The following is a 26,799-nucleotide window of genomic DNA, read 5'->3' as shown; positions in this document are numbered from 1 at the left end:
CCCCCTCTTTTTAGAAACTAGTAATCTATTGTGTTACCTCGTATGGCAAGCTACAAAATGTCCTGGTTCAACCTCCACTAAACCTGGACGATCTGCTTTTATGTCCTTCCAAGACTCATCTACATAATACTCTTCTGGCAATTGGCCAAACTGTACCGCACTTGCCGCCCCCGCCTTATAATAATCCGGATCAGGGATAGGTACGGCAGATAACAGCTGCTGGGTATAAGGATGCATTGGCCTTTGATAGATTTTTTCACTTTCGGCAAGTTCGACAATACGTCCCTTATACATAACGCCAACGCGGTCACTGATATGACGGACAACCCCAAGATCATGAGCGATAAAGATGTAAGTCAGCTTAAACTCTTTTTGCAAATCTTTTAATAGATTAAGAACCTGTGATTGAATCGATACATCCAGTGCAGAAACTGGCTCATCCGCGATAATAAGTTTCGGATTTGTCATTAACGCCCGGGCTATGCCAATCCGCTGCCGCTGCCCTCCGCTGAATTGATGCGGATAACGCTTGGCGTGATAGCTTGATAATCCTACCACTTCCAGCATCTCTTTGACCTTTTGTTTCCTCTCTGCAGTATCCCCGATTCCATGTACAATCAATGGCTCTTCGAGAATCTTTTCCACTGTGTGTCTGGGATTTAATGAGGCGAAGGGATCTTGGAAGACCATTTGAATATTCCGTCTTACTCTTCGCATTTCTTTTTGTGGAAGGGTTCTTAAGTCCTGATTATTAAATAGTATTTGTCCATCCGTCGGCTCAATCAATCGAAGCAGCATTCTTCCTGTTGTTGACTTTCCACAGCCGCTTTCTCCTACAATTCCCAATGTTTCTCCTTCTTTTACTGAAAAAGAAACACCGTCTACTGCTTTCATTTCGCCGACCTTTTTACCAAATACACCGCCGGTAATCGGAAAATGTTTCTTTAAATTGGTAACCTGCAAGATAGTCTCTGTCATACAGATACAACCCCTTGTTTGTTAGAATCTAGTTGCTGTTCTTGTTCATGAAGGAAGCATCTGACCTTCTGTCCTCCACTAGTCTGATATAATTCAGGAGATTCTGTCATACAGCGCTCAAAAGCATGTTCACATCGTGCTGCAAAACGGCAGCCTTCTTTTATGCTACCTGGCTTCGGTACGTTTCCTGGAATGGAATAAAGGCGCTCAACTTTTTTTCGCATATCCGGAACGGATTTAATAAGACCAACTGTATACGGATGCTTTGGATTTTTAAAGATGGTTTCAATATCGCCTTCCTCTACGACCTTTCCTGCATACATCACGACAATCCGTGAGCAAACCTCCGCGACAACCCCTAGGTCATGGGTAATCATCATAATCGCCGTGTTATAGTCTTTATTCAGCTGCTTCATCAATTTTAAAATTTGCGCTTGAATGGTTACATCCAGTGCTGTTGTCGGCTCATCCGCAATCAATAGCTGCGGGTTACAAACCATCGCCATGGCAATCATGACCCGCTGCCGCATTCCGCCCGATAATTGATGTGGATATTCGTTGATCAGCTCGTTTGCGCGGGGTAAGCCAACTAGTTCGAGAATCTCAATTGCACGTTCTCTAATTTGTTTTTTATTCCATTTGTTATGTAAGCGAATCGTTTCCATAATCTGGTCCCCTATCGTAAATAGGGGATTTAAGGAGGTCATGGGTTCCTGAAATATCATGGTAATATCATTGCCGCGAATTTCCCGCATCCGTTTTTCCGATGCTTTCGTTAAATCCTCACCTTTATAAAGAATTTCTCCGCCCACAATCTTGCCGGGCGGATTGGGAACTAACCCCATAACTGAGAGCGAGGTTACTGACTTACCGCATCCAGACTCGCCGACAATGCCAAGGATTTCTCCCTCGTTGATGTGGAAACTGACATCATCTACAGCTGCCACTTCTCCGTTATCTGTAAAAAAGGATGTCATTAAATTATTGACTTCTAAGACCGCTTTGCTCATTAACAATACTCTCCTTTCAATAACATCTCTTGTCAAAATTATTATATAATTTAGAATATTTTTTGTATTTAAATAATGTTATACATGATTAGAAAAGGCTTCAAAACAGCTATATAGTAGGGTTTTTAAAAAAAATAAAAAAAGAGAATATTTAAAATAAAAGTTATATTTAGATTAATCAGTATTATATATCAATAATAAAAAATATTCTACAATATTTTGTGACCCGAAACTCTCTAGTACCGAAAGATAAATACTCCGATTACCGAAATAACAATAATGGTTGCGCTTACAGACGTTTCAAAAAAATTGTTATTATCGATATAAATATCATAAATGGCAAAGGCAAAAAAGCCTTTGTCTCAGATTGTAGACAAAAGGCTTTTAAGGTTATACTGGTTCAACATTCCCCATCCAGCACACAACTGTGTCCACCCCAGGTGGAAAGTGTCCACGGGCGGTGACAGGCACCGCCCCATTAAAAGCCCCAAGCGAGGCAAGTTCGCTTGGGGTTTTGTGTTATCGTGTTTATAGTGAGAGCTCTCCAATATTTTGAAGCGTCGCACCGGTTTCTTCTTTACCTTTTTCTTCTTCTACTGTGCCTGTATTTAGTCGAATGATGTTTTGAAGGACGCCTTTTTGTTTCTTTTCGCGAACAACGACTTCACCTAAGATATCTAATGTAGATACTTTGGAGCGTAGCACCTCTTCACTTACATCCCTATCAAGGACAAGCTGGCCGTTAACAATGAAAGTAGCTGGCTGGTCTAAGGCTAGGAATTGGTCGTTTGACCATATTTCTTCCCCTTCAATTAAGATAAAGTTGTTTTTGTAAGACAAAACTTCTGTTTCCATGAGACTTAATCGTTCATAAACGAGGTCCTCGACTTCCTCGTGACAAATGATAACAGAAGTAGAATGAATTTTTTCCACTGCTTTTGTTAGCATTTCTCTAGAAACATCGCTCTCTATAATAACCGGTTTATTGGTAAACCATTTTTTCTGTTGGAATCTCCGAATCGAACGGCCATTTAAGCGCAGCGGTTTACCCAAAACCTCATATCCAGCAGGAATGACTTCCACTTTACAGGTTGTTAAAGAAGCTGCTTTTTTATATAAATAAGCTTCTTGAGTTTCAAAGATTTCAATCTTCCCATTCACTTCTAACTTATTAATTTTCTCATTAAATAGATCTAGATTCAGATCCTGCGCAAAAGTTAGCAATCCATTTACAACTAAAAATAAAGGTTCATCTACTGATTGTAAAAAGGAATTCGTCAATGTAAATTTACCATTTTCTAATCTTGGCGGTGCACTATGATAGGTTTCAACTGCTCCGTTATTTTTTGTTAACATGCTGCCGGAGACTCCAGATAAATGTCCAGGGCAGTACACTTTTCCGTTTACCATCAAGTTTAAATTCCCTGCTTGAATCTGGTCCGGTTGAACATTCCAATCAATAATTACCACACCATTTACTAAAAGAAGGACTGGCTCAACAATGGAGGACAGATAGTTTTGATCCAGATTTAGAACTCCGTTATACAGGCGGTAACCAGATGGTACCTCTAAGCTCGACCCGATATTTCCAATATTTAAGCGAGTTAGGAGATGCGCATTATCTTTCCCATAAAGAACGAGACCGACATTTTCAATCCGTTCTACACCTTTAATACTCTCTTCCGTAGCGTTAACCAAATTTAGTAATCCCACATTTCCAATTCGTTGACTCATTATTTTTCCTCCTCTAAAATCGTTCTCAATCGCTTAATAGCAAGATGAAGCTTATAGCGTACCGTTGAGGCCGGAACCCCAAACTGACCGCCAATTTCCTGACTGGATAGTCCTAACCAATATCTTTTAAAAATTAAATCACTTAAATCCTGTGGCAAATGTCTAAGTAAATCGGTTATTTCTAGGTGACTGACACCCAGCTGGATAGGAAAATCCAAATCTTCCTCCCACTGTGTCAATCGTTGTTCTTTCCGGCGGTCATCGATCAACCTGTTTTTCATGACCCGAAAAAACCATGCTCGCTGCTTATATTCCGGCAGGCTGAGCAGCTCTGGTTCATTTAGCGACTTGATCATTGCGTCCTGAACGAGGTCATTTGCCTCCTGCCCATGCCTTGCAATGGAACGGGCAAAACGGAAAAGATCATCTTTGAACTTTTCATATAAATCACTCACTTCGACCTTCACGTTGACCACTCACTTTTATCATTTTTATTATTCAGTGAAAATCATGTGTTGCTTCCATCGGTTGTTTTTGCCGCTTTCATGTAGATAACGATTGAGGAAAGAAAAGTGTTGGAGAATTTTTAAAAAAATTTAAAAAGTGGATTTTTCTATAGATTAATATAGATGGAAGATGGAGCCAAGAAAAAAGACAAGTTCCATATTTATATGGTCCCTGTCTTCATGGACTATTTACTATCTAACTCTAATGGTCTTAGCTTCGCTTCAATATCTGCACGGCGGGGTTCCAGAAATGGCGGAAGTGCAAGCTTTTCCCCCAATGTTTCAATAGGTTCATCCACATCGAAACCTGGAGTGTCTGTTGATAATTCAAAAAGGATATGATTTGGTTCACGGATATAGAGTGCTTTGAAGTAATAACGTTCCACTTTACCTGAATTCATGAGACCCGATGCGGCGATTCTCTGTACCCAATAGTCATATTCTTCCTCATTGGGAACACGAAAGGCCACATGATGAACACTTCCCCGGCCTGGCCGCTCCCTAGGCAAATCCGGTCTCGTCTCGATATGCACCTCTGCTCCAGAGCCGCCTTCACCTGTTGTAAAAACCAGAATATCCGGGAAATCCCCTGCGAGTGATGGATATGTGCCAGCCTGTGTAAAGCCCAATACTTCAGTTAATACTTTAACCGTTTTGTCCGGAACACCAACCGTTAAGGTAACAGGACCCAAACCAATGATGGCATGCTCTACTGGGACATCAGTTTTGTCCCAAGGAACACCAGCACGAACTCCTTCTTCACCGTTATCTGCCACTAAAACTAAACGCGTGCCCTCATAATCCTGAAACGCAAGGGAATCACGATTATTTCGTTTCTCAATCTGCCCATATTGAATCCCAAACTGCTTAAAACGATCTTCCCAGTAGTGGAGCGCTTTCGTGTCCTTCACACGCAGTGAGGTAGATGAAATACTGCCGACACCTGGATACGTATGTCCCAATCCAGGAATATCAAAGAATGTTATCTCTGTCCCTGGACTCCCCTTCGCGTCACCATAAAACAAATGATAAGATTCTGTATTATCTTGGTTGACTGTTTTCTTAATCAACCTCAAACCTAAGATCTTTGTATAAAATTGAAAGTTCCTCTCCGCCTTACCCGTTAAGATCGAAACATGATGTAAACCTAACAGCTTCATTTAATGACCTCCTAAACGAACTTCATTAGCGTATAATTATCTCGAATCCGAGATAATTATACCTGAAAATGGTTCCCTCCGTCAATATCAGTGAATCAAACAGATATTACTATCCACGGAGGGAGTGTTGTCACCCTGTTTACTGGTTATAATTCCACACAATTTTCCACTCGTTTTTTTCTTGAACAGCAAAGACTTCTTGTTCCAGGTCAAAGTTTCCGTATGTTCCCTTATAGGTTTGGGTAACAAGAATCTTATAGACGTTTTCCATGGATGGTCCTGTTTCGGACAATTTCCATTGATCAATTTTTTCGGGTTCACTCATCACAAAGTCAAACGTTTCGACGCCAAAGTGGTTCATGAACACGTGGGCCCTGTCTTGAATATAATGCCCTTTTTTGAACCTTTCCTTCATAGTTGAATGAAAAAGCTCCCAGGACGAAGAAAATTCTCCCTCCTGTTCAAACAAATAAAACTCCTCCACCACAGCTGCTGCCTCTTGAACGGGCGAAAACCAAGCACCCCTTATGAGCATAAAAACAGTAACGATACAAACAAGCAGCACCATTCCCATTACAAAACCTTTAATCGACGTGGATTTCCTAGACATGTACCTCTCCTTTAATACAGACTCCCCATACTAAAGACTATGTCCAGCCTCGTCCAAATATTAATAAGTTCGGGTTCAGATTCGACCTATCTGTCCGCCTAAGGTGGACAGTGTCCACGAGCGGTGCCTGTCACCATCATCGTTGTCATCAGCAGCACTGTCATCATCTACATTTTCACCATCATCATTGTCACATCAGCGAAATTGTTTCTCAATATATTCTAGTTCTTCCTGAGGGGTGAGTAGACGGGTGGCTTTGCCGATGTTTCCGTTTTGGGAGGACCAGATGCGGTTGTGAGCGCTTACGGCATTACTGAAGTCTTTTCGGATCCACGGTTCTAAGATTGCTAGAAGCATATCTTTTGTACTGCCATTTTGGAAGTCCTTATTTTTTATTACATTAAATAATGTCTGAACTTTATCGGCGGTGATTTCGGAGGCACCCCATTTTTTGTCTGCCTCCACCTTCTGATGTGTCATATTGTGAACCTCTTGTACTAGTTCCGCATTACTCATCGTTTCATATTCTTCCGTCACCTTACTTGCTACAGGAGTCTCAAAGCTTTTATCGATTTTTGTTTGTGCCTCTTTCGCAGCAACAGGATCATTTTTCTTCACATTTAATTCCAGCCCGCGGTCTTCACTTAAATAAAAATAGACCCCCACAATACAGGCTAGAATCCCTACGATAGGACCCCACACTTTCCATTTTTTCATTGCGCTCTCCCCCTTAAACCTAATCTATCTAATTTCGTTTAGGCAAAAGCCCAATTTTTATTAATTATACAAAATTATCCCAGACACTTGTACCATTAATAATTAACTAGGATATCAAGAAATAAATGCTTTCCCTCTCAACATAGGTTGCCTCCGTTTTTTTGCAAAAGTAAAAAACAGCAAATTGACTGATAATTAGCCAAAAATGCAAATTAACCTAACTAAATTTAATTAATCGCACAAAACGTGATTGTTCTGACAATTATCAAGTAGTTATATAAATCATCGCCATTCGATGCGCTTTACGTTTCCCTATAAAGTAAAGGTACCCGGGAATAAAATGAAAAGCGCGCTTTCTGAAAGGGACCATCCTTGGAAAGCTTTGATCGGTTAGCCATTCAATATGAAGCAGTGATTGAGCGAATTATGTACTCACTTCACATTTATAAAAATAGGGATGAATTTCGCCAGAACGGTCTAATCGCCCTTTGGGAGGCAAGCAAGCGATTCGACCCAGCAAAAGGGAACTTTCCCACCTACGCCTATCACTATATAAAAGGCTATATACTCATGGAATTGACAAGGGAAACCAAGGTATTGGAGAGAACCTTTTATCCAGAGAATGAATTTTGGGATAATACCGTGGCCCCTTATACAGAGGAACCTTTGGTGGAGGATATACTTCTTCAGCATTGTCAAACTCTAACACCCAATCAAAGAAAATGGCTCTTACTAACAGTACTGGAAGGCTTGAGCATAAATGAAATTGCCGAAAAGGAAAAGGTGTCACCATCTGCAGTAAAAAGTTGGCGGAAAGGAGCTCGTGACAAATTAAAATTATCTATGGGACGTAATCAAATCCCAATAGCCTAAGTAAAAAGGTGCCTGTTATTACAATGGATAGGCACCTTTAAATGAGGACAACGAGCCAGTAGCAATGGAGGAAGAATACCAAGGTATAAAAGCTTGTGGCAAAGACAGTGAGTCCCTTTGTAAGGGAGGATGTTGGTACTTTTTTAAAAAGAATAAACAAATAAAGACACAGCGAAAATGCCATCTTGGTAATCAGAAACAAAGCCGGATCTGCCTCATATATTCTACTCATCAGCGGGTTCGATTCCTGTATCAATGAGTTTTCCAATCCAAAGTATGTAATGAACGCATCAAATATATTTAATAGAGATAAATAATGAAAAAGCAACACCACAGTACCCTCACCTCCGAAGTTGTTCCTAATAACGAATTTCCTTTTCACTAGCAGGATATCCTTCTTAATAGAGAAATAATCGTTAGACAATTTCCCCTGTTATCTCCCTAATATCAACGTAACTCCCGCAAATAGCACTTTCTGGAGTATTGGAAATTGACGTTATAGGTCGAGTTCGAAAAAGAAAACTCGAAAGAAAGCGCCTGGCGCCTAATCATGTTAAAAATCATGATTTTTCTTTTTCATTGAAGGTAAAGTCAAATAGCTTTGGTGTGAAAATAGTGATGCAGCTATTCTTTATGAATTAGGTGCCTTAACAAAGAACGCCCATACAATTTATTAAAAAAGAAGGGCTCAGAGTCTAAAACTCTGAGCCTTTTTTACGAGATTACGTATGAGAAACAATAAATTCGGCATTTCCATCAAGTTGGAACTCTCCGAAGCCGACTGGAAGGATAAAATGCGTTCCTTTTTTTAATGGATATCGTTCTCCTGCATGAAGCAGTGTCCCGTCTCCTTTAATGACACTTACGAGCAAGTAGTGTTGATTCGTTGAAAATGCTGCTTTTCCATCAACAGCCCACTTGTAGACGGAGAAAAATTCGGATTCCACAAAGGTTGTAATGGTAGCATGATCTTGTTTTTTGACTTTTGGTGTGACACCTGTTTCATGATGAGGAACGGTGGTGACATCAATCGCTTTATCTAAGTGAAGTTCACGTAAATTCCCTTCCGCGTCCCTGCGGTCATAGTCATATACTCTGTAGGTTGTGTCAGAGCTTTGCTGAGTTTCTAACACCAGCGTTCCTTCGCATAAAGCATGAATGGTTCCACTCGGAACATAGAAAAAGTCGCCTGGCTTAATTTTTACCCTGCGCAGCAGTTCATTCCATTTGCCTTCATTGATTTGTTGGATTAATTCCTCTTTTGTTTTAGCGTTATGACCGAATATCATATCCGCACCTTCTTTACAGTCAAGGATATACCAACATTCGGTTTTGCCTAACTCTCCATTTTCATGAACCTTTGCATATGCATCCTCAGGATGTACTTGAACAGATAAATCTGCATTCGCGTCAAGAATCTTTGTTAACAGCGGGAAAACCTCATCTTTCGGATGACCGAATAATTCAGGCTGTTTTTTCCAAAGCTCGTCCAAAGACATTCCTGCAAATGGGCCATATTCAATGATCGATGGACCATTTGGATGAGCAGAAATAGCCCAGCATTCCCCTGTTTGGTCAGTTGGAATATTATAGCCAAATTGAGTTGCTAATGCTGTTCCACCCCAAATTCTTTCTTTAAAAACTGGTTTTAAAAATAATGGCTGTTGCAATTTTTTAACCTCCACTGAATTAGTGATTCTCTTGAAGTGCTTGTTTGGCTAGCATAAGTGATCCTGTAATCCCGGCATAGTCTCCTAAACCTGGGCTCACAATATAATCAGATAACTCCGGTAAATGAACATAATCGGCAACAAATTCTTTCAAATACTTACTTTTGATTCATGACTCCGCCGCCAAGAATAATTTTTTTCGAAGAAAGAATCAACACATATTGCATGAGAGCTTGAGCAATGTAGTAGCCTTGCAGCTCCCATACCTCCTGCCTGTCAATCAGGTCAATCCCTTTAGCACCCCAGCGTTCCTCTATTGCAGGACCTGCGGCAAGACCCTCTAGGCAATCCCTATGGTAAGGGCATTTTCCTTGATACACATCCTGCGGGTGACGTCTAACAAGAATATGCCCCATTTCAGGATGTGATAAACCTTGAAGGAGTTTGCCCTGAACAAAGGCTCCTGCTCCGATTCCAGTTCCAATCGTTATGTATAAGCAGCTATCCAATCCCTATGCTGCCAAGCGTAACCTCACCCAATGCTGCCGCATTCACATCGGTATTGAAACCAATTGGCAGCCCGAATTCTTTTTCCAGCGCCTTTACAATCGGATAATCACGCCACCCCTGTTTTGGTGTTGAGGTAATTGATCCGTAACTAAGGCTTTCCCGGTTCACATCAATCGGTCCAAAAGAGCCAACTTGTATGGCCTCAAGCGTGTAGCCTTTAAAAAATTCAATTACCTTGGTCATGGTTTCCTCAGGGACCGTCGTTGGTAAGAATTCGCTCAATAATTTTGCCTGTTTGATCTCCAACCAGCACAAACAAACTTCGTACCGCCCGCCTCAATAGCTCCTAACATCTCTTATCCTCCAATCATTTAAAAATCTACATTCACATCAAAACGCTTTAATCATTATATATACGTGTGATTAATAAAATTTATATAAACTAGAAAAAAAGGAAAACAATCAAGATCGTTTCCCTTTTTTATTTTTAAAATCACAAACAACAGAACTGTCCGCCTCAGGTGGACAGTGTCCACGAGCGGTGACAGGCACCAAAATTGGCACCGTAATTATATCGCTAGTAAGCTAGCCATGTTTCTGGTGGTGCTGACGATGTTTTGGTATGCATTTTCGAGTGCATTTTCTAGTGTGGTTATTCCAGGGACTATGCTGAAGACGGTATTGATTCCATGTTGATAGACGGCTTCGTAGCCTGGTCCGAGTGTTCCGGTTAGTGCGATGACAGGTATGTTATGTTTACGTGCTACTGCAGCGACGCCGATAGGAGTTTTTCCGTAAATGGTTTGGCTATCGATTTTACCTTCTCCAGTTATCACGAGTGCAGCATCTTTAATATGATTTTCTAAGCCCGTGGCCTCCACTACAATGTGAATTCCCTTTCGCAGCTGACAAGGGAGGAAAGCGATTAGTCCTGCACCCAAACCTCCTGCTGCACCTGCACCGGGCATATCACTTACTGACTTACCTAACTCTTTTTCTATCACACTTGCAAAATGGCGTAGATTCTGATCGAGCACACGAACCATTTGAGCTGTTGCTCCCTTTTGTGGACCAAATACGGCAGATGCGCCTTCTTCTCCTAGTAACGGGTTCTCCACATCACAAGCCACTTCAAAACCTACATCCTTCAGCCTTACATCAAAACCTTCTAAATTGATAGAATGTAAATTTGCTAAAGCTCCTCCGCCAAAGCTAATTTCACACCCGCTGACGTTCAGCAATTTTCCACCTAATGCTTGGACCATCCCTGCCCCTCCATCATTGGTCGAACTTCCACCAAGACCAAGAATAATTCGTTCAACCTTGTAATCAAGAGCGGCTAAGATTAATTCGCCAACACCAAAGGTTGTTGTCTGTAAGGGATTTCGAGCTTCTTGTGATACTAAATGTAATCCTGCAGCTGCTGCCATTTCAATGACAGCAGTTTTTCCATCATGAATTAACCCAAAGAATCCTTCTACCTTTTCACCGAGTGGTCCTGTTACTCTTTGTGTAATGACCTTTCCATCCAATGCATCCACTAAGGAATGAACAAGACCTTCCCCTCCATCAGCCATCGGTACCTTTACACATTCAGCTTCTGGAAAAACTTCACGAAATCCTTGCTCAACGGCAACCGCAACTTCATAGGCAGATAAACTCTCTTTAAATGAATCTGGTGCAATAACAACTTTCATAGCATTCATTCCTTTTACTTTATTGAGTAAAATAGACCGATAAAATCTTCGAATTTCTCCTTCATACAAAGCTCATCAACCAATTTTTTATTTTGAACAAGCTTCCATATATGATTAAATAGATGGCCAAACTCTTCCTTGTCTTTTTCATTTAAAGCCAATAAAAGTATCAGTTGGACAGTATGTTCTCCCCATTTAACTGGTTTCTTTAGGATTCCTATTGCAATACAGGAACCAAGAGCGTTCGGCTTTAATGGATGAGGGATGGCCACAAGGTTTCCGATTGAAGTAGGGGATATTTCCTCCCGTTCCAAAACTGAACGTTGAAAAGAATCGTCGACATACCCCTTAATATTAAGGACTGTACTTAATGATTTAATAATTTCATTTGGAGTCTTTTTATCAACCTCGGTAAAAAACAACTCATCACTAAATAAATTTTGAAGTTTCTTTAATGATTTACTATTATCTTCATTGAGAAACTTACTAGTTATATGCTCTCTTACCTTTTCAATGTCCTTTTCCGTTAATATTGCATTTATATGAAGGAATGGGATCGGGCTTTCCTGTCGAATTGGAATCGTACTTAAAATTAAATCAACCTCTTCCTTTTTGATATCCCCGATTGAGTAGGAAGGATATGTGCCGACTATGTCAATTCCCGAAAATACGCTTTCCACACTAGCAGCTAGAAGCTTAGCCGTACCTAAACCGGATGCGCATACGATGGCTACCCGCTTCATCTGACGGCGCTTCTTATTCTTCATTCGCTCAACGGCTGCTTCTAAATGAATCGCAATATAACCAATTTCATCCTCGTTTACGACAAGCTCACTGTTATTTTGAATGATTTCCGCAGCCACAATGCCAAGCTCAAATGAGAAGGGGTAATTCCTTTTAATTTCCGTTAACATCGGATTCCTCAGATTCATTCGATATTTTAAGCGGTTAATCGCCGAACGTAAATGCAGTCCCAATCCATATATAAGCTCACGATCCTCTCGCAAATCAATCCGGTATACCCGATTAATTTCTGAGAGGATATTTGCCACTAATTGATAGTGACTTCCCCCAACCAACTCAACAAAGTCCGATTGGTGAAAATCCTTATTTTCAAAGTGTTTCGCACCAAGTAAATGAATCGTAATATATGCGACTTCCCCTAAAGGAATTTTTATCGCATATTTATCCTCAATTGACTTTACAATTTTAGTCGCAACCTCGTATTCTACCTGATTTTCCAATTGGTCGAGTTTAATGGAACCGGCTTCAACATTTTTCCCTTTTTTAATTCTCTGTATGGCAATAGCGATATGGATTACTAAGTTATTGAGTTGCAGTTCAGCCATGCTAAAAGACAACTCTTCAATATATTCCTTTGTAATAGCCTTTATTTCATCAATATTCACATCTGCGATAATCTCATTTTCAAGCTCAGCTTGTTCATTTTTCCTATTCGCTAGACTTTCAGATAAACAAAAACGAATATTCATTTCGTTTCCTAACAGCTTGATTCCGTAGTTTTGCTTTTTAAAAAGTTTCAGGTCATATTTTTCAAGAAGCTTTTCTACCTGCTTCAAATCATTATCGACAGTAGATTTACTGACAAATAGTTCATTTGCCAGCTGTTCAGCAGCAATGAAATCATCCGTCATGATAATTCTTTTTAAAATATATAGTATTCTTTCCTCTGGCAGGACTGGTGTGTTTCCATGTTCCTCCTCTTGCAGCATAAAGAGTTCTTCGATTAACTCTGTAACCTGCTGACCAAGAGCATGATCAATAAAATAGCCAACACCACGACTAGCCTCAATCTGAACACCTATTTTTTTGAACTCGAGATTTAACGTTTTTACATCATTTCTTATCGTGCGGGAAGTGACACCGAGTACTTTAGCCAAGTATTCACTTGTCACAGGCTCCTTATGTGATAGCAATTCTATGATCAATGACTTAAGACGGCTGTTTAAAACAAACATACCTACCTTCCCCCTAAAACGAATAAGAAATTAATATGATAACACTAAATTTATCTGCTTTCGGACTTCCTCAATTGCCTCAACAGCTTCTTTTAAACATTCATTTGAAAAAGAAGTAACAAGACTGATTGCTTCTTTTCGTTTACCCGCTTTATGAAGAAGTGATGCTTCTTCCTCTATGTCACGAATTAAAGTTAACCATTTTTGTTCCAAAGGACCAAATACTTTTCTAGCGATTTCCTTATTCTTACTATATAAAGTTCCATTTTCATTCCCTTTTAATTCATCTAGCAGATCACGGAATTTCCACCAATAGGAATCCTCTGTGGATTGATCTTGTGCTGATTTTGTAGGATTGACACTTTTGACACGGACTGTTCCTGCATTTGAGAGCAATTCCGGAAAACTTTGCTCACACATAAAGATCGGCAGATAAAGACCCGTACATGGAGTAGCTGGCGACCACCAAATTAACGGTAAATGCCACTCGTCCTTTGGGAGCTCAAATATCGTCGAAGAAGCCGTGATTCCCCATGTAAAATTAGCCGGAGATGAATGCATACAAATGGTTTGAAAATCTGGAAGTGCCGCATTGAAAAATGGGCCTTCTAGGAAAGTATCTTCATAATGATCACGTAAAATCCGCTGAATCCAATTCACATCAACTTGTCCGTTTTTCTCTGCGAGCAATTGCTTTGTACGCTGAACACGAATATGGGATACTTGCAGTGCATTCGTGAAATCAGTATAAGCATAGGCAGCATCAAAATTCTCACCAGGTCCAATCCATCCAGCCTCTACTGCGTTTTCAATGAATTTCTCACTCGTTAAATCCCATTTCTGACGAATACTCATTTCGTTTGAAATCGAATGGAACTTTTCTTTAATTTTCATAGCTGCCCATTGGTGGTCAACTGTTTCTAAAACCCATGCCTCCTTGGAATCTGCGATAAGAAAAGAATTATTGTAAGGCTTCTCTTCTCCAACCACAGCAGTTCCCCATTGACCATATTCCTCGACTAACTGAGTAATCACCTCTAAAGCACCCTTCGCGGTTTTCCCTCTTTCAAGACCTAGGCGGACAAGCTCCATACCTAGAATTCCTTTTTGTTTCCCTGGGTCAGAAGCACTTACTTTTAAATCTTTTGTGAAAATTGCTTCATTCCCAATTGCGACACCGTATTCATTCATGCCTTGCTCATAGCCCCAACACCAATAAGGAGAAGAACCGATTGATAAAAAGGTTTCCTCGACTTGTGCAATTTCAACATATGCCAATGGTAACACGGTCTCACTTTTATAGGATTTACGCTGATTATAAACAAGAGGCTGACTTTCATATGCAGGTCGGTCACTGTTCTTTGCAACCAACATACTAGCCGAACGTGTATAATCTGGCAGCACAACTAAGTTATCACACATTTTTATCCCTCCGGATTTAAAAAGAAAGAGATTCCCCCAAGAACTCTAGGGGGATCTCCTCATATTTTATGATAATTGAAAACTAAAGATTTCGTTTGGCTTAATGTTTTTTAAGTTAATTTCATTGCTCTTAATTTGTATTCTCTTGTCAGTTTCAGGTAGCAGAGTTTCTTTCAAATTAACAAGAATAATATTTTTAAAAAATGCTTGATTTACTTCGATTCTTGCTGAGGCAATAGGTTGATTGGTTGTATTGTAAAATCGAACTAACAAACTATCATTATTCTCAGACTTTTTAACAGCACTTAGTGCCAAACCTGTATTATTAAGGCGTATGAACGTTGATTGGTCCTCTAATGATGCAGATTCTGACTTCTCATTAACCGGAACGGTCACAAATGGAGTAGTGAATTCATTGGCTTTACTTGCTACATTAGACTCGATTTCATTACCTGCATGGGCTACAATGGAATAGTTCATTTCATGTTTACCAAGTAATAGACTATCCGGTGTTTCCACATGTAATCCTGAACGTCTTCCAGGACGGTCCACTAAATCCTGCTTACCCATGTAATCGGTTCCCGCAAGAAGGGTTACTGCAATGGTTGGCTTATCACCATGTAAAATCTCGTATTGAGGCAACCCTTTATTTAGAATTGCGATTCCTTTTTGCTCATCCGAAACATCAACAAATTTCTGCTGTGGGTAAATCGGATAATATTTTTCTTCCCAGTTTTCCTGCTCCCAGTATTCGACCTGTTCTAAGTAGTTATCACGACAAATGGTCCCAAATTGCTGATCAGCAATATGTGTCTTCGTTTTGAGACCTGTATCGAATAGAGCTCGGATACGATGGTTTTTCACGGTATTGTCAATGATGGTTTGAATATCAACACGATCTTCATAAAGATTAACACTTACATACGTTTCAATGGTAGAAGCTTGCCTTTCTTCTGAACGTCCATTTACATCTGTATCAATCGGGAATTCTAAATGATACGTAATCTTAACAGTCGCATAAATAGGTCCGTTATGAATTACCTTTATTTCAGGTGTTGCTTCTTTGGTGGTAATCAGAGTATCTTTACGTGGTGGTGAGAAATCATATTCATCCCCTGCATTTCCGCCTTCTTCAAAAACATTTAACCCGCTAAAAATTGCACCCGATTTTTCTTTAATGGTGAGTGACCCATTTTTTTCAATGCTCACTTCCATAAACTCGTTGAAAAATGTGCCATTCTGGAACACATCCGCATACGTATTGGCAATTGGTGCCTTTTCTTTGACGTAGTAGGTACTAAAACCAAAGCCGTCTACTTCTGCAGCAAATTTAATTTTTGTCATAAACACAAATTGATCTTCATTTTTTACACCAATTTCGATTTGGTTATCATTTAAATTCTCTTCTTTTGTTTCTAAAATCTGATAAGGAACTTCATTGCCTTTTGTGTCAACAAGAGTAAATTCCTTTGACGTTAAATGCAGGGTAGCCTCAGCAAGATTCTTTCTTTTTTTCCCAAGCGTATTGAAGACCACGAGCGGAATACCCTCATCTCGGAAGTTAATTTTTCCCAATAAGTCCTCTGTAGCTGTTTTCTGGACAGACTCGCCAATCTGCTTGGCAAATTCATACCTCATATCCATTTCTTGATGGGTGGTATCGGTACAGACATTACAAATGGAATCATGGGCATGATTTTGCATCATGTACTTCCAGCCCTTGTTAATAATGTCATTATCATAATTGTCACCAAGTAAAAATGAAACAGAGTTTAACGGCTCAACGTATTTTTCATATAAATTTTGAACCTCAAAGTTTTTCTTTTTCAAATCTAAACGTGTCGAGGCAATGCTGACATGGACACGCATATATTTACCCTTTCTAAATTCACCAGAAAGGTTGTCGAGATTTTCCGCTGCCCGTTCAACTTCTTCAAGATAATCCTGCAATTTGCTTAGTCTTACCTCAAAATCACTTCCATGTTCAGCATAATGACTATTTAGCTCAGCGATAATCTCAGGAAGATCTTTGTTAGCACTCCTTTGGTCGAATCCGCACATTAATAACATGTTTGAAGAAGTGACCATCTCTTTTAATTTGTCATGGTTCCCATCAATGATTTCTAAATTTTGTTTAAAATCGGTTGAAAGCATACGTCCATTTCCATAACCTAATGGCAGATGGGTTGCCAGTACCTTCGATCCGTCTGGTCCCTCCCACCAGAAATCGATCTTTTCGGTTTCCTCATTGGTAATCCCTCGCCAAAATAAAGCATAATTCATACCAAAACCGCTTAACACCTGTGGAATTTGTGCGGCTTGGCCAAAGGAATCCGGCAAATATCCAATTTGCATCGAAGGACCAAATTCATCACCAATTTGTTGACCAATTAACAAATTACGTACAAGCGACTCTCCACTTGGGGTAAACTCATCTGGCTGGATGTACCAAGGTCCAATGACTAGACGTCCTTCTTTTACAAGCTTATGGATTCGGTCGCGATTTTTTGGTTTGATTTCCAAATAATCTTCTAAGACAATGGTTTGTCCATCTAATAAAAAGGAAGTATAAGCTGGGGTCGTTTCTAAAAGTTCAAGTAATTCGTCAATAAAGCGGATTAATTTCACACGATATTGCTGATAGGTTTGGTGCCACTCTCGATCCCAATGTGTATGAGAGATAACATGAAATTTCATCGTAAAAACCTCCAAGACCAGTTTTTATAAAGAGAATGAGGGCCCTGTAACAGTACCCTCATGGAAATTTGAATTATAAGTTTAAACAGCTTCTTGAGTGTAAGATACTTCTTCTTCTTCTTCTTCGATATTCTTTTTTAACAGTACTGTCATTAATGCCGTTACAACAATTCCGACTACAAAAGCAATTAAGAACATTACTGGCTTAATGAAGAATGGAATAATGAATACGCCGCCACTCGGTACAGGAGCTTCGGCACCAAGTACAAGTGCTAATGCACCGCCAACTGCTGACCCAACAACAATGGATGGAATAACTTGTAGAGGAGCACCTACTGCAAACGGAATCGCACCTTCGGTAATCCCTGTTGCGCCCATAATGGTTGTAGGTAGTGCACTCATTCTTTCTCCCACTGTAAATTTCTTAGGAGCAAGTCTTGTTGCAAGAGCTAGTCCGATTGGTGGTGTCATAATACCAATCCAACATGCAGCCATTGGAGCATAGATTCCTTCATTTAACATCCCAACACAGAATGCGAAAGCAACTTTATTAATAGGACCGCCCATATCAACTGCCATCATCGCACCAATAATCAAGCCAAGGATTAATAAATTTCCGCCGCTCATTGCTGTTAACCAGCCTTCTAAACCTTTAGAAGCAAGGGCAATTGGCTGACCAATGATATACATTAATAAGGAAACAATACCAACACCTAATAATGGAATGACAATAATTGGCTTTAGAGCTGCTAAATATGAGTGCATTGGAATTTTCTTCAATAAGTTAACAATATAACCAGCAAGGAAACCAGCCACAATCCCGCCTAAAAATCCAGCACCGATTTCATTTGCAATTAATCCGCCGACCATACCTGGAGCAATACCTGGTCGATCTGCGATTGAATAAGACATATACCCCGCCATTACCGGAACCATTAAGGAGAAAACTAGAACTCCTGTTTCTACCGCTTTTTTAGCAAAACCTGTTTCCTGTTCGCCGCCGCCTAGTAAAAGACCAAGTGTTAAGAGTAATCCCCCGGCAACAACAAACGGTAACATATAGGAAACACCAGTCATTAAATGTGTTTTAGCTTCTTCAAGGATTTTTTTCATCGTTGATATCACCTCTTAGATTATTTTACAAGCCCAAGCGCTTTATTGATTAAACCTTGTGGATTCTTCACTGCTTCTGCAACAGGAACTTTAACAGTTGGGATTTCACTAAAACGATCTAATTTTGCAATTGCTGTATCAACGGCTAAAATAAGAACCTGTGCACCTGCAACATCTTTCGCTGAAATGGAATTTTCAATTCCCATCGCGCCCTGCTTTTCTACTTTAATTTTGTGTCCCATTTTTTTTGCTGTCATTTCTAAAGCTGCTGCGGCCATATTTGTATGTGCTACCCCTGCTGGGCATGCTGTAATTGCAATAATATTCATGATAAAGTCCACCTTTTCTTAGTTTGTTTTTTGTGTAATCGATCCATCTAATAAATTCAGTATTTGTTCTGGTTGAGTAGCGCTCATTAGCTGATCACGAAACTCATCATCCATTAATTTTCCTGAGAGCGCAGAGAGAATTTGCAAATGCGTGGTTCCACCTTCTCCTGATGGAATTGCCAGCATGATGATGAAGGTAACAGGTTTATCATCCAATGAATTCCACTCTATGCTATTGGTTGTTTTCCCAATGATGATACTTGCTGTTTCTACGGTATCGCTTTTGCAGTGAGGAATCGCAAAGCCATTGCCAAAACCAGTTGAAAATTCTGATTCTCTTTCTAATACACCCTCAATAAACGCAGACACAGATTTAATTCTTCCTTGTTGTCCGAGTAATGAAGCCAATTGAGAAATCACTTCTAATTGGGTAGACGCTACCAAATTTAACTCAATCAAGTCTTCATTAATCAATGATTTGATTTCCAACACTTCACCTTCCATCTTGTTGTTTTATTAGTAATGGGATTCTTCCACTGGAAACCCTTACAGAAGATAACGTTATCCTTTACAACTTGAATTCTATATTCATTCTAATGAAAATAAAAATTAATTCTTTTCCTTTTCCTTTAGGAAACGATTACAACTCCTATAGTAGATGGTCTTTACAAGCCTTCATGAGTTCCTTCTTTTGTAGTAAAAAAGGAATTCCGATTTGGAATTCCCTAACGTTCTTATAATCTTTTTTACTCCCTATTACATTTTTAGGTTAGCTTCTTACAATGTCCATTCTGGAAAGTCCTTTATCTTTATGTTTTTCATACTATGTCATGACAGTTTTGAAAGGATGTTCCCTGAGGATTAGCGGTTTCTTCGTGATCGTTAACTATTTTGGGAACAAAACCACCTTCCTGCATATCGAAGAAATTCTCGCGTAATTCTGTCCGCCTCAGGCGGACAGTGTCCACGTGCGGTGACAGGCACCACTTAGAACAATTGTAATACTCTTCCGATTTGTTCTCCTGTTCTTTGTAGGTTTGTCCGGGTTGTCTCCGGATTCATGGCTTTTTCTAGGCTGGTGGGTCCGCCTACGATTGTGAAATAGGCGGTGATGCCCGATTCATGCAGGCTCGGATTTCCTTCTGAGATGTCACCAGCTAGGGCAATGACAGGGATTCTGTGCTGTTTAGCCAAAAGTGCGATTCCTGCTGGTGCTTTTCCCATCGAGGTTTGCCCATCCAGTTTTCCTTCCCCTGTGATCACGAGGTCCACGCCTTGAAGCTGCTCCTCGAAACGTGCCAGCTCAAGTATCAACTTAACACCTGATTCTAACTCTGCCTCCAAGAACCCAGCAAAAGCGGCCCCCAACCCTCCGGCTGCTCCTGCCCCTGAAATCGACTGCAAGTCTGTACTTAGCTGTTCCAATACGACATTAGCAAAATTTCTGAGACCTTCATCTAATTCTAAAACCATTTCAGGAGTAGCCCCTTTTTGCGGTCCATAAATATAGGCAGCCCCATTCAACCCATATAGCGGGTTATTAACATCACACGCAACACGGAATTTGGCTGCTTTTACCTTATCCGGCACCTTCCCCATATCGATTCTTGAAATTTCTTTAAGAGCGGCACCCCCAAGTCCTGCAAGTTCCCCTGCTTTCGTAAAAAACTGATATCCAAGGGCTTGAAGCATTCCGACCCCAGCGTCATTGGTCGCACTTCCCCCGAGTCCAATGATAAAATCACGGCAGCCCTTTTCAATTGCTTCCAAAATTAACTCACCTACACCATAGGTTGTAGTGAAAAGTGGATTGCGCTCTTCTTTCGGTATTAATGGCAATCCGCAAGCTTCGGCAACCTCAATCACCGCGGTCATCTTATCCCCTAAAATACCGTACCTCGCCCTTACCGGCTGTCCTAATGGACCTGTTACAACACTGTCAACAAACTGACCTCCCGTTGCATAGACTAGCGCCTCCACTGTCCCTTCGCCTCCATCCGCAACAGGCAATGACTGAACAGAAAAATCTGGATTCGCCTTCAAAAGTCCTTCGGAAATCGCTTTATTTGCTTCTATTGATGATAGGCTTCCCTTTAATGAATCCACCGCTACTAAAATTTTCAATGTTAATCCCTCCCGCACCCCTTAGTGAAATCACTGGATTGTTTGCTATAATAGTACGAAGGTAAATATCGGGGTGAAATTATATGCAATTTGAAGATCGTGTACATAAGTTTGAATATAAATTAAATGATACAGATGACCAAATTATTGACTATATTCTCGAAAATAAGCATGAATTCGTCAATAAATCGATTCAAAGTATTGCAGCTGATCTGTATACTGTTCCCAACACAATAACAAGATTATCAAAAAAGCTGGGGTATGATGGTTTCTCACAACTCAAAAACAGTATTAAAGAAGAACTCGATTCAACTAAAGCTCCTAACGAAGATAGTTCCTATTATTTTATCCAAAAAACCTTTGAACTTATTGATATGGAAAGAATTGAAATGACTGCAAAAATGATGCATGATTCAAAGCATGTCCTTTTCTTTGGTGTTGGCGACACCGCAGGTTTCTGTGAAATGATGGTTCGAAATTTACGAGTTGCCGGGAAACACTCAGAACATCACATCCATCGCCATGAAATGCTCTATCTGCTCGATCAAATGAATCAGCATGACGTTTTGTTTTTAATCAGCTTATCAGGTGAAACTCCTCAGGTCCTTGAAATGGCTGAAAAAGCAAAACAAAGAGAAATTCCAATTATATCCTTAACACATTTTACGAAGAATTCACTCCAAGAAGCTGCAGCTGTCAATTTATACTGCTTTGCACCCAAAAAAATTAAAAATGGCTACAATATAACTGATCGAACACCAGTTATGATTGTCCTACAGACATTATCGCAAGTTTACTGGGATCACTTTTAAAAATGTGTACTTATACACATGAAACCGGTTAATTTTATAACTCTTGTGTAAAAATAAGAAGAATCTTTCTTCTTGTTTTTTTTTTGTTACGATAAGTCCGTGAAATGAAAACACTTTCAATTAGATGGAGGTAAACAAAATGCAACTACAAACACTTACCTCACCAAGCTTAGTCAGTACTGGAAATGTCTTTGAATCTAAACATGAGGCAATTCAGTATTTGGTCAAACAGCTAGGTGAAGCAGGTAAAATTCATTCTCAAGAAGAATTTCTTCAAGCTGTATTAGATAGAGAAAAACTTTCACCAACAGGCTTTGAAGGCGGACTTGCAATCCCACATGGAAAATCCACAACGGTCAAGGAAGCATCATTTGCAATCGCAACCCTGAAAAAACCGTTAACGGACTGGGAAAGCATTGATCCAAATAATCAGGTACAATTGATTATCTTATTGGCGATTCCAGAAACGGAAGCAGGCTCTACCCATCTTCAATTACTTTCGGAATTTGTTACAAGATTATCAAACGAAGCGTATAAAAATAGACTTTTAAATGCAAAAACCAATACCGAATTATATGAAGCATTAGATAAGGTAGAAGTAGAAAAAGAAATAAAAGCAGGGAACAAATTGAATAAAACCGTTATCGGTATTACCGCATGTCCTGCTGGCATCGCGCATACTTATATGGCGGCAGAGGCACTCGTAAAAGCAGGTAAAGAACTGGGAGTCGACGTATATGTTGAAAAGCAAGGGGCAAACGGCATCGAGGATCGCCATACAACGGACCTATTGAAAAAAGCCGACGCGGTTATTTTTGCCGTTGATGTTGCAGTCAAAAATGAAGAGCGTTTCGCACACCTGCCAAAGATAAAAACATCGGTGGCAGCCCCACTGCGTAATGCAACAAGTTTAATCCGTGAAGCATTAGATAAAGCGGAAAAGACACCGAAGAAAGAATATAATCCAGAGCAAGCTGCTGCATCCGGAGCAGATGAAACAGGAGAAAAATCATTTAAAGCGGAAGTTAAAGACTCGATTTTAACAGGTATTTCTTATATTATCCCGGTCATCGTGGCCGGCGGTATGACCTTAGCAGCTGCCGTGCTAATTTCACAGGCGTTCGGCCTTCAAGAAGTATATGCAGAAGAAGGTTCATGGTTATGGTTATTAAGACAACTTGGCGGCGGACTTCTCGGCCAGCTGTTGGTCCCAATATTAGCAGCTTACATGGCATACTCCATCGCGGATAAACCGGCACTCGGACCTGGTTTTGCAGCCGGTGTGGCAGCAAACTTGATTGGCTCAGGTTTCCTTGGCGGTATGCTCGGCGGTTTCTTAGCCGGTTTCTTCTTAAAGTTTTTAAAGAAAAAGATCCAGCCAAAAGGAACATTTGCAGGATTCATTAGTTTCTGGGTATACCCAGTTGTTGGTACACTTGTCGTTGGTTCGATCATGTTATTCGTGGTTGGTGAACCACTTGCCTGGTTAAACCAAAGCTTAGTGGAATTTCTAGGCGGCTTATCAGGTAGAAATGCCATTCTTTTAGGAGCCATTATTGGTGCGATGGTTTCATTCGACTTGGGCGGTCCAGTTAACAAGGCCGCTTACACCTTCTGTATTGCGGCAATGGCAAGCGGAAACTTTATTCCTTACGCAACATTCGCTTCCGTTAAAATGGTTTCTGCTTTCGGTGTAACAGGTGCGACTATTATCGGTAAAAAGTACTTTACAAAACAAGAACAAGAAATCGGAAAACAAACATGGCTACTTGGTTTAGCAGGTATCACCGAGGGTGCTATTCCATTTATGATTAACGACCCATTACGGGTAATCCCTTCATTAATTGCAGGTTCTGCCGTAACAGGTGCAATTGTAGCTTATTTTAACCTCGGATTAAATGTTCCAGGTGCAGGGATTTTCTCCTTAGCACTATTACAAGGTCAGCCAATCCTGTTAGCAGCAAGCATCTGGCTAGGAGCCGCATTAATCGGGGCAGCCATTTCAATGTTTCTGTTAATCGCAACGAGAAAAAGTAAACTGAAAAAAGAAAAACAAGAAGGTACTATTACTAAAAAAGCAGCGTAATGTTTGGAAAATTTATGGTACCTAAGGTTGGACCTTAGGTACCTATCATATTTGGAGGACATCATGAAAAAAGTTCATATCGTACCCCATATGCATTGGGACAGAGAGTGGTATTTTTCAACCGAAGAATCTCGAATCTTGCTGGTTAATAATATGGAAGAAATCCTAGAAATGCTCGAGAACAACCCAGATTATCCATATTATGTTTTAGACGGTCAAACGTCGATTCTTGAAGACTATTTCGCAGTAAAGCCGGAAAACAAAGAGCGAGTTCGTAAGCTCGTCCAAGCCGGAAAACTGATCATTGGTCCATGGTATACTCAAACCGATGAAATGGTCGTTGGCGGAGAATCCATCGTTCGTAATCTTCTTTATGGGTTAAAAGATACAGAAGAGTTCGGAGAGCCAATGATGATAGGGTACTTACCGGACTCCTTCGGTCAATCATCACAAATGCCGCAAATCCTGAATGGCTTCGACATTAAGTATTCGATTTTCTGGCGTGGTACTTCTGAACGTCACGGCACAAATAAAACTGAATTTTACTGGACAAGCGATGATGGCTCAAAGGTCCTCGTCCAATTGTTTCCACTTGGCTATGCGATTGGTAAGTATCTTCCTGAAGATGAAGAAAAACTCCAGGAACGCATCAACAAATACTTTACCGTTCTCGACCGTGGGGCTACCACAGAGAACATCATCCTGCCAAACGGTCACGATCAAATGCCAATTCAAAAGAACATTTTTACGATCATGGAAAAACTCCAAAAGCTATATCCAGACCGCGAATTTTTTCTGAGCAAATATGAGAATGTCTTTGCTGAACTGGAAAAGAATCAAGCCTTGCCTACCCTTCAAGGCGAATTTTTAGACGGAAAATACATGCGTGTTCACAGAAGTATCTACTCAACAAGAATGGATATTAAAGCAGCGAACACAAGAATTGAAAATAAAATCACCAATGTATTGGAGCCATTAGCGGCAATTGCCTATTCCTTAGGATTTGAATATCATCATGGTTTGATTGAGTTGATTTGGAAGGAAATCATGAAAAATCATGCACATGACAGTATTGGCTGCTGCTGCTCCGATAAAGTTCATCGTGAAATCATGAACCGCTTCTTTCTTGCAGAAGAAAAAACTGATCAGCTTATTGAACACTATAAGCGTAAAATCACGGATTCAATTGACACTGAACGTACTGAGGATCGGTTAACTGCATTTAACCTCCTGCCATATGAACGTAAAGATGTGGTTACCACTAAGGTAATTACAAAGTTGAATTCATTCACATTAGAGGATGCAGAAGGTAATCGTATTCCGTTTGAGGTACTGAACAAAGAAATCATGGATCCAGGCTTAATTGACCGTCAAATTGTTCACTACGGTAACTATGATCCATTTTTCCAATATACTGTTCAATTACAGGATTCAATACCAGCGATGGGGTATAAGACATACTTCGTTGTGGATGCAAAGAGCAATATGGGGAATACCCTTATTGAAAAGAATACAGTTGACACAGAATTTTATTCGGTTTCCGTCAATCCAAATGGAACGTTGAAAATTTGGGACAAGCAATTGAATAGGGAATTTGACCAAGTGCTGCGCTTAGAAAATGGCGGCGACGATGGTGACGAATATGACTTCTCACCATTAGCAGATGAAACACTTTTTTATAGTGATAATGTTGAAGCAGAAGTGAAGGTTGCGCAGAATGGATATGAAGCACGAATCGATATCCTTGTTAAGCTAGATGTACCTGGGGATCTTGAGAAGCGCAAAATCAATAAAGTTGACCGTTTTGTGGAGGTTCATTGGAAAGTAATGATTCCAAACCATCAGCCAATCATTAAGATTGAGGCAGAAATTGATAATCAAGCGAAGGACCATCGTCTTCGCACCCTGATTCCTACAGGAATCGCGTCTTCCTTCTCAGTATCAGACAATCAATTCGGCTTCATTAAGCGTGATGTTTATGATTCCGCAATGGATTACTGGAAAGAACAAGATTGGGATGAACGCCCAGATTCTATTTTTCCAATGCTTTCCTTTACGGGATTATCAGATCATGAGCATGGAATAAGTGTATTAACCAACAGCACTCGTGAATTTGAAATTGTTGGGGAAAAATACGATACCATCGCAATCACCCTATTCCGAAGCGTTGGCGTACTAGGAAAAGAAGAAATGCTAAGAAGACCAGGTCGTCCATCTGGAATTAAACTGCCCACACCTGACTCACAAATGCTGGGATTAGTAAAACTCGACTTTGCGATTACAACACACAAAGGCTCTACAACAACTGCAAACATTGGCAGAATCGCAAAGGAATTTACAACACCAATTCAGACTTATAATAAAATACCGCATAATGCGATGAAGCTGAATCCATCTGGTATCAAAGCACCATTGAGCTTTAGTTTCTTACAAGAAACAAACAGCACTGCGGTACTGAGTACACTGAAAAAAGCAGAAAAAGAAGATCGCTTCGTCCTAAGATTCTTCAATCCTACAGAAACAGAAGGTCATGGCTCATATACCGTAAACCTTTCAGTCGAACATGCACTTGAAGCAAACCTAAACGAAAAACCAATTACGCAACTTAACTTAGAAAATAATCACCTTATCTTGCCGTTAAAACCAAACCAAGTAAAAACTGTATTATTTTAACAACGAGCGGTGCCTGTTACCACTAAAACACCCACTGTCCGCCTGAGGTGGACAGTGTCCACGAGTGGTGACAGGCACCAATAAAATGAATCGCGTAAA

At 40.2% G+C, this 26,799-nt stretch carries 21 protein-coding genes and 1 pseudogene; 4 read left to right on the top strand and 18 right to left on the bottom strand.

The annotated features are described in order from the left end of the window. Window positions 1-33 precede the first annotated feature (33 nt). The 7 genes from QFZ31_RS24810 to QFZ31_RS24780 form a co-directional block, all read right to left on the bottom strand. Window positions 34-978, bottom strand: a complete 945-nt coding sequence (locus QFZ31_RS24810) for an ABC transporter ATP-binding protein (RefSeq protein WP_307308132.1) — start codon at window positions 976-978, stop codon at window positions 34-36. Then, window positions 975-1,988, bottom strand: a complete 1,014-nt coding sequence (locus QFZ31_RS24805) for an ABC transporter ATP-binding protein (protein WP_307308128.1) — start codon at window positions 1,986-1,988, stop codon at window positions 975-977. Before QFZ31_RS24805 ends, QFZ31_RS24810 begins: the two co-directional genes overlap by 4 nt. 528 nt (window positions 1,989-2,516) lie before the next feature. Next, the gene (locus QFZ31_RS24800) at window positions 2,517-3,722 is read right to left on the bottom strand and encodes a hypothetical protein (RefSeq protein WP_307308126.1); all 1,206 of its coding nucleotides are present in this window, start codon (window positions 3,720-3,722) and stop codon (window positions 2,517-2,519) included. Further along, the gene (locus QFZ31_RS24795) at window positions 3,722-4,189 is read right to left on the bottom strand and encodes an RNA polymerase sigma factor (protein ID WP_307308123.1); all 468 of its coding nucleotides are present in this window, start codon (window positions 4,187-4,189) and stop codon (window positions 3,722-3,724) included. Before QFZ31_RS24795 ends, QFZ31_RS24800 begins: the two co-directional genes overlap by 1 nt. Before the next feature lie 224 nt (window positions 4,190-4,413). Next, window positions 4,414-5,388 carry a ring-cleaving dioxygenase gene (locus QFZ31_RS24790; protein ID WP_307308120.1) on the bottom strand — a complete coding sequence of 325 codons (975 nt, stop codon included), beginning with the start codon at window positions 5,386-5,388 and terminating at the stop codon, window positions 4,414-4,416. Between the two features lie 139 nt (window positions 5,389-5,527). Continuing rightward, a complete protein-coding gene (locus QFZ31_RS24785) occupies window positions 5,528-5,998 on the bottom strand; it encodes a hypothetical protein (protein ID WP_307308118.1) in 471 nt (156 codons plus the stop codon). A 195-nt stretch (window positions 5,999-6,193) separates the two neighbouring features. Further along, window positions 6,194-6,715, bottom strand: coding sequence for a DUF6241 domain-containing protein (locus tag QFZ31_RS24780; protein ID WP_307308115.1), 522 nt, complete (start codon window positions 6,713-6,715; stop codon window positions 6,194-6,196). A 372-nt stretch (window positions 6,716-7,087) separates the two neighbouring features. Here QFZ31_RS24780 and QFZ31_RS24775 point away from each other — a divergent pair, with 372 nt between their 5' ends. Beyond that, a complete protein-coding gene (locus QFZ31_RS24775; RefSeq protein ID WP_307308113.1) occupies window positions 7,088-7,588 on the top strand; it encodes a sigma-70 family RNA polymerase sigma factor in 501 nt (166 codons plus the stop codon). A 37-nt stretch (window positions 7,589-7,625) separates the two neighbouring features. Here QFZ31_RS24775 and QFZ31_RS33890 read toward each other — a convergent pair whose 3' ends face one another. The 11 genes and pseudogenes from QFZ31_RS33890 to QFZ31_RS24725 all read right to left on the bottom strand — a co-directional run bounded on the left by QFZ31_RS33890 (window position 7,626) and on the right by QFZ31_RS24725 (window position 21,129). After that, on the bottom strand, window positions 7,626-7,919 hold the full coding sequence (locus tag QFZ31_RS33890) for a DUF5658 family protein (protein WP_373459935.1): 294 nt from the start codon (window positions 7,917-7,919) through the stop codon (window positions 7,626-7,628). Between the two features lie 391 nt (window positions 7,920-8,310). Continuing rightward, complete coding sequence (manA, locus tag QFZ31_RS24770; protein ID WP_307308109.1) at window positions 8,311-9,258, bottom strand: mannose-6-phosphate isomerase, class I; 948 nt, start codon at window positions 9,256-9,258, stop codon at window positions 8,311-8,313. A 19-nt stretch (window positions 9,259-9,277) separates the two neighbouring features. Continuing rightward, a pseudogene (locus tag QFZ31_RS24765) lies at window positions 9,278-10,121 on the bottom strand (ROK family protein). 216 nt (window positions 10,122-10,337) lie between these two features. Next, window positions 10,338-11,465: a glycerate kinase gene (locus QFZ31_RS24760; RefSeq protein WP_307308107.1), complete on the bottom strand. Its 1,128-nt coding sequence runs from the start codon at window positions 11,463-11,465 to the stop codon at window positions 10,338-10,340. Window positions 11,466-11,479: 14 nt separating this feature from the next. Beyond that, window positions 11,480-13,444 (bottom strand): BglG family transcription antiterminator, encoded by a 1,965-nt coding sequence (locus tag QFZ31_RS24755; protein ID WP_307308105.1) that lies wholly within the window; start codon window positions 13,442-13,444, stop codon window positions 11,480-11,482. A gap of 30 nt (window positions 13,445-13,474) precedes the next feature. Beyond that, window positions 13,475-14,866: a C69 family dipeptidase gene (locus tag QFZ31_RS24750; protein WP_307308103.1), complete on the bottom strand. Its 1,392-nt coding sequence runs from the start codon at window positions 14,864-14,866 to the stop codon at window positions 13,475-13,477. Between the two features lie 66 nt (window positions 14,867-14,932). Further along, complete coding sequence (locus QFZ31_RS24745; RefSeq protein ID WP_307308101.1) at window positions 14,933-17,563, bottom strand: glycoside hydrolase family 38 C-terminal domain-containing protein; 2,631 nt, start codon at window positions 17,561-17,563, stop codon at window positions 14,933-14,935. An 81-nt stretch (window positions 17,564-17,644) separates the two neighbouring features. Beyond that, window positions 17,645-18,676 (bottom strand): PTS fructose transporter subunit IIC, encoded by a 1,032-nt coding sequence (locus tag QFZ31_RS24740; RefSeq protein ID WP_307308099.1) that lies wholly within the window; start codon window positions 18,674-18,676, stop codon window positions 17,645-17,647. Between the two features lie 20 nt (window positions 18,677-18,696). Further along, window positions 18,697-19,005 carry a PTS fructose transporter subunit IIB gene (locus QFZ31_RS24735; RefSeq protein ID WP_307308096.1) on the bottom strand — a complete coding sequence of 103 codons (309 nt, stop codon included), beginning with the start codon at window positions 19,003-19,005 and terminating at the stop codon, window positions 18,697-18,699. A gap of 18 nt (window positions 19,006-19,023) precedes the next feature. Beyond that, window positions 19,024-19,494, bottom strand: a complete 471-nt coding sequence (locus QFZ31_RS24730) for a PTS sugar transporter subunit IIA (protein ID WP_307308094.1) — start codon at window positions 19,492-19,494, stop codon at window positions 19,024-19,026. Window positions 19,495-19,992: 498 nt separating this feature from the next. Continuing rightward, window positions 19,993-21,129, bottom strand: a complete 1,137-nt coding sequence (locus QFZ31_RS24725) for a glycerate kinase (protein ID WP_307308091.1) — start codon at window positions 21,127-21,129, stop codon at window positions 19,993-19,995. A gap of 83 nt (window positions 21,130-21,212) precedes the next feature. Here QFZ31_RS24725 and QFZ31_RS24720 point away from each other — a divergent pair, with 83 nt between their 5' ends. The 3 genes from QFZ31_RS24720 to mngB all read left to right on the top strand — a co-directional run bounded on the left by QFZ31_RS24720 (window position 21,213) and on the right by mngB (window position 26,700). Next, entirely contained in the window at window positions 21,213-21,941 is a 729-nt protein-coding gene (locus tag QFZ31_RS24720) for a MurR/RpiR family transcriptional regulator (RefSeq protein ID WP_307308088.1), read from the top strand. A gap of 139 nt (window positions 21,942-22,080) precedes the next feature. Beyond that, window positions 22,081-24,027 (top strand): PTS 2-O-a-mannosyl-D-glycerate transporter subunit IIABC, encoded by a 1,947-nt coding sequence (mngA, locus tag QFZ31_RS24715; RefSeq protein ID WP_307308084.1) that lies wholly within the window; start codon window positions 22,081-22,083, stop codon window positions 24,025-24,027. A gap of 63 nt (window positions 24,028-24,090) precedes the next feature. Then, entirely contained in the window at window positions 24,091-26,700 is a 2,610-nt protein-coding gene (mngB, locus tag QFZ31_RS24710) for a mannosylglycerate hydrolase (protein ID WP_307308082.1), read from the top strand. Window positions 26,701-26,799: the final 99 nt, after the last annotated feature.

Source organism: Neobacillus niacini (assembly GCF_030817595.1).
Taxonomy (GTDB): domain Bacteria; phylum Bacillota; class Bacilli; order Bacillales; family Cytobacillaceae; genus Neobacillus; species Neobacillus niacini_G.
This window is presented reverse-complemented; position numbering and strand designations above follow the sequence as displayed.

Bases quoted from the DNA above. Each gene is read 5' to 3' on its own strand.
- QFZ31_RS24810 (WP_307308132.1), bottom strand. From the start codon at position 978: ATGACAGAGACTATCTTGCAGGTTACCAATTTAAAGAAACATTTTCCG.
- QFZ31_RS24805 (WP_307308128.1), bottom strand. From the start codon at position 1,988: ATGAGCAAAGCGGTCTTAGAAGTCAATAATTTAATGACATCCTTTTTT.
- QFZ31_RS24800 (WP_307308126.1), bottom strand. From the start codon at position 3,722: ATGAGTCAACGAATTGGAAATGTGGGATTACTAAATTTGGTTAACGCT.
- QFZ31_RS24790 (WP_307308120.1), bottom strand. From the start codon at position 5,388: ATGAAGCTGTTAGGTTTACATCATGTTTCGATCTTAACGGGTAAGGCG.
- QFZ31_RS24785 (WP_307308118.1), bottom strand. From the start codon at position 5,998: ATGTCTAGGAAATCCACGTCGATTAAAGGTTTTGTAATGGGAATGGTG.
- QFZ31_RS24780 (WP_307308115.1), bottom strand. From the start codon at position 6,715: ATGAAAAAATGGAAAGTGTGGGGTCCTATCGTAGGGATTCTAGCCTGT.
- QFZ31_RS24760 (WP_307308107.1), bottom strand. From the start codon at position 11,465: ATGAAAGTTGTTATTGCACCAGATTCATTTAAAGAGAGTTTATCTGCC.
- QFZ31_RS24755 (WP_307308105.1), bottom strand. From the start codon at position 13,444: ATGTTTGTTTTAAACAGCCGTCTTAAGTCATTGATCATAGAATTGCTA.
- QFZ31_RS24750 (WP_307308103.1), bottom strand. From the start codon at position 14,866: ATGTGTGATAACTTAGTTGTGCTGCCAGATTATACACGTTCGGCTAGT.
- QFZ31_RS24745 (WP_307308101.1), bottom strand. From the start codon at position 17,563: ATGAAATTTCATGTTATCTCTCATACACATTGGGATCGAGAGTGGCAC.
- QFZ31_RS24740 (WP_307308099.1), bottom strand. From the start codon at position 18,676: ATGAAAAAAATCCTTGAAGAAGCTAAAACACATTTAATGACTGGTGTT.
- QFZ31_RS24735 (WP_307308096.1), bottom strand. From the start codon at position 19,005: ATGAATATTATTGCAATTACAGCATGCCCAGCAGGGGTAGCACATACA.
- QFZ31_RS24720 (WP_307308088.1), top strand. From the start codon at position 21,213: ATGCAATTTGAAGATCGTGTACATAAGTTTGAATATAAATTAAATGAT.
- mngA (WP_307308084.1), top strand. From the start codon at position 22,081: ATGCAACTACAAACACTTACCTCACCAAGCTTAGTCAGTACTGGAAAT.
- mngB (WP_307308082.1), top strand. From the start codon at position 24,091: ATGAAAAAAGTTCATATCGTACCCCATATGCATTGGGACAGAGAGTGG.